Annotated in this window: 19 protein-coding genes and 3 tRNA genes; 10 read left to right on the top strand and 12 right to left on the bottom strand. The window is 52.4% G+C overall.

Annotated elements, in window-relative coordinates; genetic code table 11:
- Positions 1-132 precede the first annotated feature (132 nt).
- Together infB and ABCO64_RS07600 are read left to right on the top strand one after the other, a co-directional pair.
- Positions 133-1908 (top strand): translation initiation factor IF-2, encoded by a 1776-nt coding sequence (gene infB / locus ABCO64_RS07605; protein WP_253459058.1) that lies wholly within the window; start codon positions 133-135, stop codon positions 1906-1908.
- 69 nt (positions 1909-1977) lie between these two features.
- The gene (locus ABCO64_RS07600; protein WP_253459055.1) at positions 1978-2379 is read left to right on the top strand and encodes a 30S ribosomal protein S6e; all 402 of its coding nucleotides are present in this window, start codon (positions 1978-1980) and stop codon (positions 2377-2379) included.
- 23 nt (positions 2380-2402) lie between these two features.
- Here the strand turns inward: ABCO64_RS07600 and ABCO64_RS07595 are convergent, their stop codons facing one another.
- The 4 genes from ABCO64_RS07595 to hypB form a co-directional block, all read right to left on the bottom strand.
- Positions 2403-2882, bottom strand: a complete 480-nt coding sequence (locus tag ABCO64_RS07595) for a DUF2240 family protein (protein ID WP_253459052.1) — start codon at positions 2880-2882, stop codon at positions 2403-2405.
- Positions 2879-3301 carry a hypothetical protein gene (locus tag ABCO64_RS07590; protein ID WP_253459048.1) on the bottom strand — a complete coding sequence of 141 codons (423 nt, stop codon included), beginning with the start codon at positions 3299-3301 and terminating at the stop codon, positions 2879-2881. Before ABCO64_RS07590 ends, ABCO64_RS07595 begins: the two co-directional genes overlap by 4 nt.
- Positions 3302-3454: 153 nt before the next feature.
- A complete protein-coding gene (locus tag ABCO64_RS07585; RefSeq protein WP_253459045.1) occupies positions 3455-3832 on the bottom strand; it encodes a 30S ribosomal protein S8e in 378 nt (125 codons plus the stop codon).
- Positions 3833-3940: 108 nt separating this feature from the next.
- Positions 3941-4591 carry a hydrogenase nickel incorporation protein HypB gene (gene hypB / locus ABCO64_RS07580; RefSeq protein WP_253459042.1) on the bottom strand — a complete coding sequence of 217 codons (651 nt, stop codon included), beginning with the start codon at positions 4589-4591 and terminating at the stop codon, positions 3941-3943.
- 50 nt (positions 4592-4641) lie between these two features.
- On the opposite strand from hypB, the gene ABCO64_RS07575 reads away from it, so the two are divergent.
- The 5 genes from ABCO64_RS07575 to ABCO64_RS07555 all read left to right on the top strand — a co-directional run bounded on the left by ABCO64_RS07575 (position 4642) and on the right by ABCO64_RS07555 (position 6998).
- Positions 4642-4920: a signal recognition particle subunit SRP19/SEC65 family protein gene (locus ABCO64_RS07575; protein ID WP_253459038.1), complete on the top strand. Its 279-nt coding sequence runs from the start codon at positions 4642-4644 to the stop codon at positions 4918-4920.
- Positions 4917-5579 (top strand): histidinol phosphate phosphatase domain-containing protein, encoded by a 663-nt coding sequence (locus ABCO64_RS07570; RefSeq protein ID WP_253459035.1) that lies wholly within the window; start codon positions 4917-4919, stop codon positions 5577-5579. The genes ABCO64_RS07575 and ABCO64_RS07570 overlap by 4 nt, the downstream gene beginning before the upstream one ends.
- Positions 5580-5670: 91 nt before the next feature.
- Positions 5671-5919: an H/ACA ribonucleoprotein complex subunit GAR1 gene (locus ABCO64_RS07565; protein WP_253459032.1), complete on the top strand. Its 249-nt coding sequence runs from the start codon at positions 5671-5673 to the stop codon at positions 5917-5919.
- Entirely contained in the window at positions 5907-6914 is a 1008-nt protein-coding gene (locus ABCO64_RS07560; RefSeq protein WP_253459029.1) for a transcription initiation factor IIB, read from the top strand. The genes ABCO64_RS07565 and ABCO64_RS07560 overlap by 13 nt, the downstream gene beginning before the upstream one ends.
- A 12-nt stretch (positions 6915-6926) precedes the next feature.
- Positions 6927-6998 (top strand) — tRNA-Ala (locus tag ABCO64_RS07555).
- Between the two features lie 113 nt (positions 6999-7111).
- On the opposite strand, the gene ABCO64_RS07550 is transcribed toward ABCO64_RS07555, so the two are convergent.
- Together ABCO64_RS07550 and iorA are read right to left on the bottom strand one after the other, a co-directional pair.
- On the bottom strand, positions 7112-7693 hold the full coding sequence (locus ABCO64_RS07550; RefSeq protein WP_253459026.1) for an indolepyruvate oxidoreductase subunit beta: 582 nt from the start codon (positions 7691-7693) through the stop codon (positions 7112-7114).
- Positions 7690-9459: an indolepyruvate ferredoxin oxidoreductase subunit alpha gene (gene iorA / locus ABCO64_RS07545; protein WP_253459023.1), complete on the bottom strand. Its 1770-nt coding sequence runs from the start codon at positions 9457-9459 to the stop codon at positions 7690-7692. The genes ABCO64_RS07550 and iorA overlap by 4 nt, the downstream gene beginning before the upstream one ends.
- A 175-nt stretch (positions 9460-9634) precedes the next feature.
- Between iorA and ABCO64_RS07540 the strand changes: the two genes are divergently transcribed.
- Positions 9635-9708, top strand: a tRNA-Ile gene (locus ABCO64_RS07540).
- Between the two features lie 64 nt (positions 9709-9772).
- Positions 9773-10234 carry a hypothetical protein gene (locus ABCO64_RS07535; RefSeq protein ID WP_253459020.1) on the top strand — a complete coding sequence of 154 codons (462 nt, stop codon included), beginning with the start codon at positions 9773-9775 and terminating at the stop codon, positions 10232-10234.
- Positions 10235-10256: 22 nt separating this feature from the next.
- Here ABCO64_RS07535 and ABCO64_RS07530 read toward each other — a convergent pair whose 3' ends face one another.
- The 3 genes from ABCO64_RS07530 to ABCO64_RS07520 all read right to left on the bottom strand — a co-directional run bounded on the left by ABCO64_RS07530 (position 10257) and on the right by ABCO64_RS07520 (position 11774).
- Complete coding sequence (locus tag ABCO64_RS07530; RefSeq protein ID WP_253459017.1) at positions 10257-10796, bottom strand: hypothetical protein; 540 nt, start codon at positions 10794-10796, stop codon at positions 10257-10259.
- 90 nt (positions 10797-10886) lie between these two features.
- Complete coding sequence (locus ABCO64_RS07525) at positions 10887-11135, bottom strand: FKBP-type peptidyl-prolyl cis-trans isomerase (protein WP_253459014.1); 249 nt, start codon at positions 11133-11135, stop codon at positions 10887-10889.
- Positions 11136-11171: 36 nt separating this feature from the next.
- A complete protein-coding gene (locus tag ABCO64_RS07520) occupies positions 11172-11774 on the bottom strand; it encodes a superoxide dismutase (protein WP_253459011.1) in 603 nt (200 codons plus the stop codon).
- Between the two features lie 326 nt (positions 11775-12100).
- Here ABCO64_RS07520 and ABCO64_RS07515 point away from each other — a divergent pair, with 326 nt between their 5' ends.
- Entirely contained in the window at positions 12101-12823 is a 723-nt protein-coding gene (locus ABCO64_RS07515) for an FkbM family methyltransferase (protein ID WP_253459008.1), read from the top strand.
- A gap of 94 nt (positions 12824-12917) precedes the next feature.
- Here ABCO64_RS07515 and ABCO64_RS07510 read toward each other — a convergent pair whose 3' ends face one another.
- The 3 genes from ABCO64_RS07510 to serA form a co-directional block, all read right to left on the bottom strand.
- On the bottom strand, positions 12918-13349 hold the full coding sequence (locus ABCO64_RS07510) for a pentapeptide repeat-containing protein (RefSeq protein WP_253459005.1): 432 nt from the start codon (positions 13347-13349) through the stop codon (positions 12918-12920).
- A gap of 145 nt (positions 13350-13494) precedes the next feature.
- Positions 13495-13568 (bottom strand) — tRNA-Val (locus ABCO64_RS07505).
- Between the two features lie 85 nt (positions 13569-13653).
- A complete protein-coding gene (gene serA / locus ABCO64_RS07500) occupies positions 13654-15240 on the bottom strand; it encodes a phosphoglycerate dehydrogenase (protein WP_253459411.1) in 1587 nt (528 codons plus the stop codon).
- Positions 15241-15358 lie beyond the last annotated feature (118 nt).

The following is a 15358-nucleotide window of genomic DNA, read 5'->3' as shown; positions in this document are numbered from 1 at the left end:
GCCCCGTCCCAGGGGTTGTACCTGTTGGGGTATTCCGGGTCTTCCAAGAATATTAATACTCAGACTGCACTATAGAGTATCACTTTTTGGGATTACCCGGTATCTCACGGCTTTTTGGAGGGGCAACCAGATATGGCACAGAAAAACATCAGAACACCTATCGTCTGCGTTCTCGGGCACGTCGATCACGGGAAGACATCGCTTTTGGATAAGATACGGGGCTCCCAGGTCGTTGCTTCTGAAGCAGGAGCTATTACACAGCATATCGGGGCGACCTTAATTCCGATAGAATCGATCCGGAAGATGAGCGGACTGACAGAGACGACCGAGATCAATATCCCCGGCCTGCTCTTTATTGATACGCCCGGCCACCGTGCCTTTACCACGCTCCGCGCACGGGGCGGGGCTCTGGCTGAGATTGCGATCCTTGTTGTTGATATCAACGAGGGCTTCAAACAGCAGACCCAGGAGGCTCTCCAGATCCTCAGGAATTCAAAGACACCGTTTGTGATTGCAGCGACAAAGGTTGACAGGATACCGGGATGGCGAGTACACGAGAATGAACCATTCCAGAAGACCTTTGCCAGGCAGAATGAGCGTGTGCAGGGGATTCTTGAGACCCGTCTCTACGAACTCGTTGGTATGCTCTCGGATCTCGGGTTCAATTCTGAACGCTACGATCGTGTCCGTGACTTTGCCAGAAACATTGCCATTGTTCCATCATCGGGGATCACCGGTGAGGGCGTTCCTGATCTCCTGATGGTGATGATCGGCCTTGCACAGCGGTACCTGACGGAATCTCTGAAGATCACCGCAGACGGGCCGGGGCAGGGAACTATCCTTGAGGTGAAGGAAGAGAAGGGCCTTGGCATGACGCTTGATCTGATCCTCTATGACGGTACGCTCTCGGTGGGTGATGAGATAGCTGTTGCCGGTGCAGACGGGTGTATCATCACAAAGGTCAGATCACTTTTGAAGCCACGTCCCATGCAGGAGATCCTCCTTGAGGACCGGTTTGAACGGGTGAAGGCAGTGACTGCGGCATCCGGGATCAAGCTCTCTGCCCCAAACCTCGATGATGTCATCTCGGGATCGCCGCTCCGCGTTATCAAGGGGAACAAGGACGAGGTGATCAGGTTTATTGAGCAGGAGATGGAGTCGGCAAATATCACCCTCTCCGGCCTTGGTATCAGCATCAAGGCAGATACCATCGGTGCGCTTGAGGCGCTCTCAAAAGAGCTGGAAGCCAAGGAGATCGAGATCATGCGTGCCGATGTCGGCCCGGTCTCAAGGCATGATATCATTGAGCTTGAAACGATGCGTGATCCGCTGCATAAAGTGATCCTCTGTTTTAATACCGATATCCTTCCGGATGTCAATGAAATGCTCAAACATCCCCGGTATTCGGATATTGCGGTCTTCTCGGGGAATATTATCTACAGGGTTATCGATGAGTATATCGAATGGCGTGACGAGGAGATCCGGAGGCGTGAAGCCCAGCAGTTCGAGGCAGTTGTGATGCCTGCAAAGATCCAGCTTCTTCCGGACTGTACCTTCCGCCAGAGCGGCCCTGCTGTTGTTGGTGTCAGGGTTCTTGCCGGTCTGCTCCGGCCAAAGGTTGATCTGATGAACATGCAGGGTCGGTCAGTCGGCACACTGAAGATGATGCAGGACAAGGGCGATACCGTAACCGAGGCAAAGGAAGGAATGGAGATTGCAGTCTCAATTGACGGGCCGACGGTTGGACGACAGATCAATGTGGGTGATGTCCTGTACGTGGAGATACCTGAACGGCATGTGAAGGTGCTCGAACGCGAGATGCTCTCCCACATCAACATCAGTTCACAGGAAGCTCTCTCTGAATATGCGATGATCAGGAGGAAGGAGAACCCCTTCTGGGGCAAGTAGTATTAACCCGGACACTCAAATATTATGGGTACTTCGGCTTCGGAATAGAACAAGGAGTTGTATCAATATATGGTAGACTTTAAAATCGTAGTGTCCGACCCCAAAACAGGCAGATCCTATAATACGGTGGCAAGTGGGGGTGCGGCTGGCGCCTTTATCGGAAAGGCGATCTCTTCGCAGATCGACGGCGGGGCAATCGGCCTTGACGGGTATAAAATTGAGATTACCGGCGGTAGTGACAGAACCGGAATTCCTGCACGAAAAGGTCTTCCGGGATCTGCCCGCCGTGCCCTCCTTGTTGGTGGCGGCGTCGGCTTTAACCCGGTAAAGCGCGGTGAGCGGCGGCGAAAGACCGTGCGTGGATCAGAGATTACCGGAGACTTTGTCCAGGTCAATGTGAAGGTCGTTGAATACGGCGCCACATCACTTGATGAGATTCTCGGTGCAAAAGAGGAAGCAAAGGCTGAATAAGCCTTTGTATTGTATCTCCAATCTCATCTTTTTTCAAGCAGGCTTTCTTTCACAACCTCTTTACGCAGCTCGTCAATGTAGTTATCACATGGCACCCGGTACCGGCGCGCAATGATGACAACTGCTGCTTCAGGGAGGAGTTTTCCTGCGAAACCATCCCTGATGATGGTGTTCATCTCCGCATAGATGGATTTCTGATCGGTGCCGGTTTGTTTTGCGATGTCTGCAACCAGCTCTTCGAGGGCTCCACGGCTCTCCAGGACGTCAGCAGTTGGCCTGAATCCAAGCGGTATCTCAACATCCTCGGGATCGAATGTCGGAACCCACGCACCGTCACGCTGGGTGATCAGATCGTCCTCGCGTGCCCGCTCAAGGAGGAGTGCCGCCTGGTCTTTATTCATCCACTTCCGGTCTATCGAGATGTAATAGATGAACTCGACCTTCTGGAGCTTATCTTTCCTGAGATGTTTGAAGGCAGCTGCGACAACAGTCTTCAGGCTCACCCGAGAGCACCTTTGAGCATGTTCTTCAGATCAAGAGAGTCGATCTCGCCGGATCTCCCCTGCTGGATGACAAAACATTCAACTCTGCTGCCATGGTCATCGACGCGGAGGAGAAATGTATATTCTGCTGCCGGATAGCGGCCTTCACCCTTGAGGAGCGTGTCATTGATCCTGAGTGTGAAGTCTGCGCGCTCGCTGATCCCGGAGATGAACTCGTTATCTGTTCTGACCGGTTCAAACCCGGTCTTCTCAGAGGCGATATCGACCTTCATTTCCCGTTTGAATAGTCCCATGTCGGTTCTGAAATTGGTTTGTTTTCCATCCATTCTGCAGATAGCAGCAATCGCATGTGAAAACGGCGTGTCGTGATCGAAGACGAGATCACAACGGTTTGGAAACTGGTAGGAGATTCGACGCATACTATCCGTATATGGGATGATACAATGCTAAAACCCTATCCCCTGAGGGAAGCGTTCTGTCTCGGCAAGCAGTATGTGTCGTGCCAGATGATCCTGTCGATGATCTGCTGATACAACCGGGTTGTTCTGATTGAGAAAAAAGTGTTTATTGATTTATTCAATCAGAACTGCGTTGACTGTGCCGTCCTGGCTTGGACGGGAGACAATCTGGGCGCGCCCGATTTCTGTCCTGATGATCGCTCCTTTGGTGAGGAGGTTTCTCCTGACGTAGTTTGGGTTTGCGGTGTTTGCCTCAACTTTTTCGATTGCCACTTTCTTAGTGATGCCGGTTTTTCTGTCCGAGACAGAGGCGAATTCACAACGGAGTGCGCGCACCTTTGTGCTTCCCCCGCGGGTGCGGATGATACGGTTCCGGTTCTCACCAATGACGGTATCCGCAGGTGATCTGCCGATCTCAAAACGCTTCTTGCCAGCGGCGTAGTGGTATCGTCCGCCTGATGGCTTTCTTACTGATCTTCCTTGCCAGAGCATTGATTCTCCTCGTTACTGATGCTATTTCGTCTCAGGGTATTCCCAAGTAGAGTTCTCTATATTTCACTCTGAGAGGTATTTAACTTTAGGTATGGGCTTTTGGCGTTCTCACTCTGCAAGAATGGCAGAGAGCAGCTCTTCTGTTCCGTCTCCCGTCTTGAGATTCGTCCTGAATATCGGCATTTCGGGGTTGTATTTCCGAATGTCCTGTTCTACACGAGAGAGGTCGGATCCGATCAGCGGTGCCAGATCGACTTTATTGATGACCGCGATATCGCCGCCCCGGAACATCATCGGGTGCTTGTTCACGACATCGTCGCCTTCGGTTGAGGAGATGACGATGATCCGCTTCTCCGCACCAAGGGCGAAGTCTGTCGGGCAGACCATGTTCCCGACGTTCTCGATAAAGAGCACGTCTATATCATCGAGAGGAAGGTGCTCAAGGCCGTGTCTGACCAGGTGCGCGTCAAGATGGCATTCTTTCCCGGTGTTTGCGTTATATGCCGGGATACCGGTTGTTACAATCCTCTGGAAATCGTCATCCCCGTAGACATCGCCTGCAATGGCTGCCGGGCGGAGACCTCGTGCCTGAAGGAGGGGAACCATCTTCTCGATGAGCGCGGTCTTGCCTGATCCAATCGCTCCAAGCAGATCAAATGCCCTGACACCGTGTTCCTTCAGGTGGCGTGCATTTGCTTCTGCAAGACGGGTATTCCCATCGAATATGTCCTTTTCCATATGGACGTCGATGTGATGCATATAGGTACTAGGCGCGATCTGTTTATAGGTTCATCGCGGATGTACTGGGTATGGGAACCAGCAGGATCATATATCCCTGTTACTTTGATGGTTCGCTCTCCCGGGCAGAGGGGAGGCGGGTCAGCAGGAAATATACCCAGAAGGCTGCTCCAAAGGTGCAGGAGCTGGAACGGGTGGTGCGCCGCCTTGGAATTGCGGACGCAGTCATCGAACCACATTCCCATCCTGCCCAATGGTTCAGGCGCGAGGGGCGCCTTGTCCTCGAATGGAAGGGGAGCAAAGAGCAGCTGTTACGAAAAATTGCCAGGAAACTTTCTGAGAAACAATGACGGGAATGTACGATTTTCACTGCCATACCACCCTCTCGGATGGTGGTATGCTGCCAATTGAACTGATCAGGAGGATGGCGGTTCTTGGGTATTCAACTGTTGCCATCTCTGACCATGTCGATGCAACAAACCTCCACCATGTGATCGATTCCGTCTCCCGCCTGAAGCCATCTGCCTCGCTCTTTGGGGTGAATCTCTTCTGCGGTGTGGAAATAACCCATGTCCCCCCGGAAGAGATACCGGGGATTGCACGGCAGGCAAAAGAGCTTGGTGCGGATCTTGTCCTGGTTCACGGGGAAACCACTGTCGAACCGGTAGCCGGGGGAACAAATGAGGCTGCTGTCCGGGCTCCGGATGTGGATATACTCGTGCATCCTGGTCTGATCTCGCATGAAGATGCCAGCATTGCTGCTGAAAATGACATCTATCTTGAAATAACCTCCAGAAATGGGCATAATCGGACAAATGGCCACCTGGTGAAGGTTGCACGGGATACCGGGTGCAGGATGCTTGTGCAGTCTGATGCGCATGAACCGCGCGATCTTCTGGATTCAACTGCAAAATGGCTTGTCGCGAGGGGCGCCGGACTGACCGAAGAGGAGGCAGAACGCGTGCTGGCCCCTGATCCGGACCTCATCAGACGGTTCTCACGTTTATAGTTTTACGATACTTTTAAATATATCTGAAGTCAAATGTATAATTATATATAGCTTCCGAATTGTATTCGGATCTCCAACATGAGGTTATATTTTGAAATTTGCAGGTCGAATACATAGTGTATCTGGTCGTCGCCTCCTCGTTGCAGGGTGTGATGCAGGCCAGCTGCCCCCGCTTTTCTGCGATGTGGTGGACAGCCGCATGAAGCCTGTTGGCCGAATTGTCGATCTATTTGGAAATATTGCAGCTCCATATGCGACGATCATCTGCAGAAATGATTGCCGCGTCCTTGAAGGAGAGAAACTCTATATGAAGGAGAGGGTGAAGCCATGCAGGAAATAGAGAAATTAAAACAACTTAAATCTGAACGTGAAGCACTTAAGCAGCGTCAAAAGGCAGTTGTCCAGGAGAAGCAGAAGCACGAGGAGCATATCCAGACTGTCTGCCCCGAGTGTGGGAGCAGGCAGCTCATCCATGACTATGAGCGTGCCGAACTCGTCTGCCAGAGCTGTGGACTTGTGCTTGATGACGATTTCATCGACCGTGGTCCTGAATGGCGTGCGTTTGACCATGATCAGCGGATGAAGCGGTCACGTGTGGGTGCACCGATGACCTTTACCATCCATGACAAAGGTCTCTCGACGATGATCGACTGGAGAAACCGTGACAGCTACGGAAGGGCGATCTCTTCGAAGAACCGGGCACAGCTGTACCGTCTCCGTAAATGGCAGCGGCGTATCCGTGTCTCGAATGCAACCGAGAGAAACCTGGCATTTGCCCTCTCTGAACTTGACAGGATGGCATCTGCGCTTGGTCTGCCCCGGAATGTCAGGGAGACCGCCGCAGTCGTGTACCGTGATGCCGTTGACAAGAACCTGATCCGCGGCAGATCGATTGAAGGTGTTGCAGCAGCAGCCCTGTATGCGGCCTGCAGGCAGTGCAGCGTCCCGCGGACACTTGATGAGATTGCAGAGGTATCCCGTGTCTCACGGAAAGAGATCGGCAGGACATACCGGTTCATCTCCCGTGAACTGGGTCTGAAACTCCTCCCGACCTCACCGATCGACTACGTGCCCCGGTTCTGCTCAGGGCTGACCCTGAAAGGCGAGGTCCAGAGCAGGGCTGTTGAGATCCTCCGGCAGGCGGGTGAGCGTGAACTGACAAGCGGACGCGGACCAACCGGTGTTGCGGCTGCTGCCATCTACATCAGCTCAATCCTCTCAGGGGAGCGGAGAACCCAGCGTGAAGTTGCCGAGGTTGCGGGCGTCACAGAGGTGACGATTCGGAATAGATATAAAGAACTGGCAGAGAAATTAGATATAGAGATTATTCTCTAATCTTTTTGCCAGGGGCTCGTAGATCAGGGGTAGATCGTTACGTTCGCAACGTAAAGGCCGCGGGTTCAAATCCCGCCGGGTCCATGGATTGCTATACGATAGAACCCAGCTTATTTTCACTCATTGACGCCAGAACACCATCTCCCGACATCCCGGGTTCCGGCTCTCTCAAAAAAAGGATGGAATGGCTCTCTTCTTCAGGGCTGCAGCACAGCTCTTCCATCAAGGAATGCCTGCTCATTGATGGCAATGGTCTTCTGCGGTACGCACCGCCTGACGCCTTCCAGAAGCGATTCTGTGTCAAGGGGTATTGCATGTGAGGCTGCGCCGAGAAGTGCGATATTTGCGGCAAGAGGACTGCCTGCAGCGGTTGCGATGGCGGTTGCATCGACGATGGTTGTTTCAGGGCCGCTGAGCATGTCTGTGATATCTGCTGCCGTCAGGATTGCCTGTTCAGATGTAAAGGCAGATGTCGGGAGCACGAGCTGGCTGTTGACGATCATCTTCCTGCCGGGCTTGAGGAAATGCCGGTACCTGACCGCTTCAAGGAGATCAAAGGCAATTAAGAGGTCAGCAGTACCCGGGACGATGAGGGGCCCGTGTATGCCGCCGATCCTGATCTGGCTCTCGACAGATCCTCCCCGCTGTGCCATACCATGCGTTTCTGCTCCACGGACGCTTCTCCCCTCGATCAGGCATGCCTCGCCGAGCACGTTTGAGGCGAGGATGGTTCCCTGCCCGCCGATACCGACGATCATGATATCAAAACCCGGATTCATCTCTTCACCTCCTGCCTGATTGCACCTTCAGGACAGATGTCTGCACAGACGCCGCATCCCATGCAGAGATCATTGACTGATGCCTTCTCCTCATGGTACTCGATTGCGGGACACCCGTACCTGACGCAGAGCCGGCAGCTGGTGCAGGTCTCTTCCTCAACCATATACCGCCGCCGCTTCACACCCTCCCGCTTTGAAACAATGACGCATGGCTGGCGGGCGATGACCACCCGGACACCACGCCCGGCCTTGACCTTCTTCATCGTCTCAAGCAGATTGGTGAGATCATAGGGGTCAACCGTTTCAACAACAGAGACGCCACAGGAGCGGCAGAGTGCCTCAAGTGAGAGAGGCGGGCTCTGTGTACCGCATGCGGTCTGGCCGGTATTTGGGTTGGGCTGGTGGCCCGTCATCGCGGTGATCCGGTTGTCCAGGATAATAACAACAATATCCGATCCATTATAGACCGCATTGATGAGTCCTGGGACGCCTGTATGGAGGAACGTGGAGTCTCCGATGGTGCAGACCACATCCCGGCTCTCCCCGGAGAGGTTGATACCGCTTGCAACCGTGATGGCTGCTCCCATGCAGATGGTGGTATCGACTGCGCCAAGCTGCAGGCCAAGGGTATAGCACCCGATGTCGCTTGGGAAGATACCGTCTTTGAAGACCTTCTTCATCGCAAAAAATGTGGAGCGGTGCATACAGCCTGCACACATGATCGGTGGCCTTATGGGGAGGTTTTCTGCTGGCTGCACGGCCAGGTAGGGGTTTTCCTCAATAAAGCCGCACGCGGCAAGGGCTTTTGCGACTGTGGCAGGTGAAAACTCACCATCATAGGGGAGGTATCCGTTCTTCTTCCCGTAGATTTTCTGGTTTGAGGCTGCTTCCCTGACTGCGCTCTCGATGACCGGCATCATCTCCTCAATAACCAGGATCTCGGTGTGCCGGGATACAAAGTCAGAGAGCCACTCCTCGTCTATCGGGTAGGCGGCTATGGTTGCAAGTGAAATATCCTCCGGGACAGTTTCACGTGCATATGCTGCGGATATTCCACCAGCAATCACCGCCTTCTCCCCCCTGATCTCTGCGGTATTGAAATTACACTCTCCAAGCCGCTTTATGATTCCGGGTTGTTTTTCGATCAGCTCACGGTGGAGAATGCGGGTGTGTGCCGGAATAACGACATACTGTTTTGGGTTTTTGGTGAATGATCCCGTTCTCCGCGTCTCTGAGAGTTCTCCAAGGAGAACATCCGCCTTGCTGTGACAGATCCGTGTGGTGGGACGCACCATTACCGGCAGCCCGAACTCTTCTGAAAGTTCAAACGCATCGGTAATTGCATCATGGGCTTCCTGGATTCCGGATGGATCGATACATGGTATTCCGGCAAAAGAGGCATATATCCGTGAGTCCTGTTCGTTCTGGGAACTGTGGGCGAATGGATCGTCTGCTGCAAGAAGAACAAACCCGCCGGTGACTCCGGTATAGCTGCTTGTCATGAGGGGATCAGCTGCGACATTGACACCAACATGTTTCATGGTGACAAGTGCGCGGCAGCCGCACCATGCAGCACCGAGTGCATTTTCATATGCAATCTTCTCATTAATCGACCATTCGAGATGGAAACCGGGGTTCTGCACCTGCCTCAGTGTGTCAATGATCTCTGATGAGGGAGTTCCGGGGTATCCACAGACAAAATCAACGCCTGCTTCTCTGCATGCATGTGCTATTGCCATATTTCCAAGGAGATATCGTCTCTTCATCAAATCCTCCGGCACGTGTATGCTCACTATCTCGTCTTCTGACCATAAATAACAAAATGGTAGTACAATCCATGGATACTCCGGGATCTTTTACTGCCCGGATCGGGGGTGCTGGATTCGGGGTTCATTGGCAAGCTATAAATGCAGCAAATGAGAATGTATTAAGGTAATATTTGGGCCCGTAGCATAGCCCGGTGGTGCGCTCGGCTGATAACCGAGAGGTCATGCGTTCGAATCGCATCGGGCCCACTCCTGTTTTTCAACAGAAAAAGTATTCCACATTGCTTATATTCTCTGGATAGAGAATACCACTATGGATTCGCGGCAACGTCTTCTTATTGTGGGAGGGGCAATAGCCTGTATCGGGCTTGCCTTTATTGACCTTTATCTCTCGTTCTTTGCCATAGTCCTGGTCGGTGTTCTGTATATGTCACTCTGGATTATGCATGATTCAGCATCCCAGCCGCACGTGGTCTGTTCGCTGGCAGAGGATGCAAAGTCGGTTATTGTTAGAAATGTCGGCACCGCTCCTGCAAAAGCAATTCAGGTGGCGCTTGTTCCGCATGATATTGAGTTTGAGGTACGGGAACTCGCGCCTGACGAAGAATATGTCTATACTCTCGATAAAATGCTGGAAAAGGCAAAAGCAGTTGCCCAGTACTCAGATGGAACAAGCAGCCAGCCTATAACGCACTCCTATCCTCTCTCCTCACTTGATGGTGAGGCCTATGATCCACTTAAACCAATGATCCCGCTCTTTGGCTGGGGAAAATAGATGTATAAAAAAATAAAAAAATTCACGCCTCTTTTTCTTGCTGGATAAAAGAGAGCGTCTTTTCGAGTGCCTGTACCAACTCCTCTTCCAGATTCCCATACTCCAGCAGTGCGCGGTAGAGCATGAAGATGACTCCCGGGCCATAGAGATCGATTGCCTCTTCAGGGGTCAGCGGGTTGATGTAGCTGTCGATGATAAATCCATCATCAGAGTACATCAGCTCCGCAATGACACCGTCTTCCCTGAGGATGCAGAACTGCCTGCTGACTTTCTTCATCATATCATCCGGCCTGTATGCTGCCGGTTCGTCAGAACGCCCAAGGAGAATCATCTTCATCTCATAGTGGCGGGAATCGTACAGGTCGCCTTTTGCATCCTGTTTGCTCTTATCAAGGAGCTCGTTTCCAATTTTTCCAACAAGCGGTGTTGCCTTTGCTGCCATCCTTTCAAGAAGCCCGGCGAGATCTGATCTGATTGCTGCATCAAGTTCATCGGCTTTTGTATCCAGCTCCTTTATTGTCTCGGTGAGTCGGGTAAAGCCGTCTTCTATTATTTTGTCCATAGGTAATCCCTCTGTCATAGTTACTGCACGTGAGTGGATATGGTTCTTCTGGTTCCAGATCAGCTGGAACAAAAAAGTGGGGGGCGGAATTCAGAGGATCTCAACAAGTGTTATGGTGAAGGTCAGATCTTCGCCTGCCAGGTGGTGGTTCTGGTCGATAACAACTGCTTCGTCATCAACGGAAATGACAACTCCCTGTGGCTGGTAGAGAGACTGTCCAACGACTGCAACCTCGTCTGGCACCATGTCACGGGGGAGTACAAGCACCCTCTCTTCATCCCATGACCCGTATGCCTCTTCAGACGGGATTGTGACTGTTTTTTCTTCACCAACACTCATCCCTCGCAGAGCATGTCAGAGAAAAAAGGGGGGGGGTTAGATCCTCCTGTTCACCTCGTCCCAGTTGACGATGTTCCAGAAGGCCTGAATGAATGCGGCACGGTCATTTTTGTAATCAAGATAGTATGCATGCTCGAAGAGATCGAGCACCAGCAGAACCGGGCAGGATGGGAAGACATTGGTGTTGTGCTTCTCTATCTGCATGATCTGGAGGCGCCGGGTGAGGGGGCACCTGGTCAGTGCAGCCCAGCCAGATCCTTCAACAGTAGCTGCTGCCTGCGTAAACTCCTTTTTAAAGCGGTCGAAACTGCCAAACTCAGCCTTGATCTCTTCTGCAACGGCTCCTTTCGGCTCTCCACCGCCACCGGCGCCTGCGGGTGCAAGGTTGCTCCAGAAGAGCGAGTGGAGATAGTGACCGCCGAAGTTCCAGGAGAGATCCTTTAAGACGGCTTTCATATTCAGATCCGCTCCCTGTTTCCGCCCTTCTTCAAGTGCGACCAGATTGGCGTTCGCCCCGTTCACATATGCCATGTGGTGTTTGTCATGGTGGATAGTGAGCTGTTCTTTTGAGATATGGGGCTCAAGTGCATCTGCTGCATATGGCAGAGGCGGCAGTGTATATTTTGTTTCTCCTGACATCTTCTGTCACTCCTGTGTCACACCCTGTGGAAATGGGTGTATGCCTGTCTGGAGGAGGCACAGCAGGCCTTCACCTCCATATCCCTCTCTCTATCCTTTTGGTACATCAAGGTAACGGATGGTGCAATGCGTATGCAGGGTTCGCGTACCCTGACGGATATCTTTTGTCAGCAATCCTGCCGATCAAAACGCAGATACGCTCAGTGGTCATATACTGGTATGTCAAAACCGATTTCACCGCCTGTACCACGCTGTTCCAACGCAATCGCTGAAGCCAGGCACACATATCTCAGATGTATCCAAAAAAAGAGAGATGAGAGAAGAATATGAGTCTGATACGTGAAGCACATACGATTTATAAATACAATGATTTTGTGGATCTCTTCCTTGGTGTCTGCCGCTATGTCTCACAACCCGGGATCTCTGAGAAGGGCATTGTGCATGCCCATCACCAGCTGACGATATCCGGGGATCGTGTTGTTATCATTGGTGGTGGTGATGGGGTGACAGCTGTTGCCGCCGCAAAACGGGTCGGTCCAAACGGGTCGGTTCAGGTCTTTGAGGGTGGAGACCGGGCAATCAGCCAGCTTGTCCGGACCTGTGTCAGGGAAGGCATCTCCCGAACCTGCACGCTCCACCATGCAGTCGTCGGCCCTCATATCGATGTCTATGGTGGGGATTTTGGATCTGCTGCCCGGGTTGGCCCGGAGGAGATCCCGGACTGCGATGTGCTTGAACTGGATTGTGAGGGATCCGAGGTTGCCATTCTCTCTTCACTTGAGATCCGCCCACGCGTCATTATTGTTGAGATACATCCTTTCCTCTTTGAGGAAGATCCCATGTGGGTCTCCAGGCGGCTTGCCGAACTGGGATACCGGATTGTCTACAAAAGCGGCCATGACGGTATTCTGGTGACTGATGCCGACCTTGAGAAACTCCTCTGCCGGTCAAAGCAGTGTGGCGTTATTTACCTGCGAAACGGTGCGAGATCACCTGCGGTTATAGCGGCAGTGCGCTCTGATTCTCTCTCGCGTGTTGCAAACAGGTAATCCACCTGGCACTTTTTTTTTATATGGATGGTGCAGGGTAAGCCAGCTGCTCCACCCCTGCATACCGGGGAACCGGCTCAGGTACCAGTCGCAGTCAGCTCCCTGAGAAGAATTTCTTCAGCCTCCCGAAAAAGCCCGGATCCTGCGTCTCATCCGGGGAAGCTGGTGGTGTTGCCTGCTGCGGCACCTGCACCTGCTCCCGCCTCTCATACCCGGCTGGCTGGATTGGCTTATTCCATTCCACATTCCTGATATTGGCACCAAAGAGATCCGCATTTGTCAGGATCGCTCCTGAGAGGTTGGCACCATAGAGATTTGCCTTCCCGAGTTTTGCTCCGGAGAGATCGGCCTGCTGGAGATTGGCCTCGATAAGATCGGCATAGGAAAGGTTTGCGCCGATGAGGTTTGCACCAGTAAGATCTGCCTTAATCAGGGATGCACGCTTTCCTTCTCTGCCGCCGGAGCTTGTCCAGCGCTCATGGTTCTCGAGAATTCCCCTCAGTTCTCTGCTGTTTATGGTCTTCATTAGCGTGTTGCTTATAATGTTTGGGATGATATATTTTTCGGCTTATTTTTCAGGCACATTCTCTGCTGGAAATTACTATTCTATCCTGAATATGTGATATTTATGTTAAATAATCATTATTTATCTCTTAATTGCAAAAAGAAGATGGGCTCGCTGAGATTCGAACTCAGGACCTCCGCCATGTCAAGGCGACGTCATAACCAGCTAGACCACGAGCCCCACGGTTTTCGACCTTACGATATTGGCTTTTGCAGTATAAAAGAATTGGTTTTTGCCCCCCAAACCCCCTCGCTTTTCCGGGGCTTCAGAGGGTGGCAAAGGTTGCCCTGTTGATCCCGGGAACAGAGCGGAGCTCATCCATCACCGTCTCCGGGACGTCTGAATCAACATTCAGAACCATGAGTGCTTCCTCACCTGCTTTCACCCTGCCAACCTGCATTCCTGCGATATTGATGGTATGTTTCCCGAGCACGGTTGCTGCTGGTCCGATGACGCCCGGCCTGTCGATATGGTAGGCTATGACGACTGACCCTTCAGGTACAAGGTCCATGGTAAAGGAGCCGATTCCGACAATCCGCATCCTGTCCTTCCCAAACACCGACCCGATAATCGTCTCGGAACCATCCTTTGTTCTGACAGTGAGGGAGATCTGGTTCTTAAACCCGTGCGACTCTTCGGTAGTTGTCTCTGAAACAGCAATCCCGCGCTCCCGGGTGATGAATCCCGCATTGACAATATTCACCGGCATCTGGAGGATCGGATCAAGGATTCCCTTGATTGCCATCCGGGTGACAAACTTCAGGTTCTGCCCCATCTCTGCAAGGTCACCGGCATATGTGACATCAATTTTTGTTATCGCGCCAGGTAGCACCTGTGAGGCAAGCCTGCCCATCTTCTCGGCAAGGCGGGCATACGGCTCAATGGTATCCTGGAGATCTGGGGGGATCATCGGTGCATTCACCACGTACTTCGCAGCCCCGCCTTTCAGCACATCTATGCACTGGTGTGCAATCGAGATGGCAACATTCTTCTGCGCCTCGACTGTGCTTGCACCAAGATGCGGGGTGACAATAACTGTATCCAGATCAAGCAGGGGCGAGTTTGCCGGGGGCTCCTCCTCAAAGACATCAAGTGCTGCACCGGCAACCTTTCCACTCTTCACAGCCTCGGCAAGTGCCATCTCATCAATGATTCCTCCGCGGGCGCAGTTGATAATCCGGACACCGTCCTTCATTGTCGCAATGGACTTCTCATTAATCAGGTGCTTCGTCTCCTTGATGAGCGGGGTATGGACAGTGATAACATCGGCAACCCGGAAGAGATCCTCCACACTCATCATCTCCACACCAAACTGCGCACCCCGCTCGGCTGTGATGAAGGGATCATATGCGACAACCCGCATATCAAAAGACTGGGCACGTTTGGCAACTTCCCTGCCAATCCTGCCAAAGCCAACGATACCGATCACCTTCTCGTTCATCTCGACACCCATGAAGGCGGATCGTTTCCATTCGCCTTTCTTCATGGATGCATTGGCAGACGGGATTCTTCGTGCAAGAGAGAGTATCATTGCCATTGTGTGTTCGGTTGCAGCAAGCGTATTGCCTTCAGGAGCATTTGCGACGATGATACCTTTCCGGGTGGCTGCATCGGTATCGATGTTATCCACGCCTGCACCTGCCCGCCCGATATATTTCATCTTCGGTGCTGCGTCGATCACCCTGGCGGTAACCTCTGTTCCTGATCTCACGATGAGCGCGTCATACTGACCGATGATAGCAACCAGTTCGTCTTCGGAGAGCCCGCTCTTCTCATCAACATTGCAGAATCCTCTGAGTATTGAGATGCCTTCTTCTGCCAGCGGATCGCTGACAAGGACGTTAAACTTCATGTAAAACCCACGTATAGTATCATCCTCCTGGATAATCATGGTTGTTCTTGTCAGGACATCACGTGAGGCCATCAAAACAACACCCCTCCTGATTTGATGGGATGAAATTCAGGGTCGT

Source organism: Methanocalculus natronophilus (genome assembly GCF_038751955.1).
In the GTDB taxonomy this organism is placed as follows: Archaea; Halobacteriota; Methanomicrobia; order Methanomicrobiales; family Methanocorpusculaceae; genus Methanocalculus; species Methanocalculus natronophilus.
This window is presented reverse-complemented; position numbering and strand designations above follow the sequence as displayed.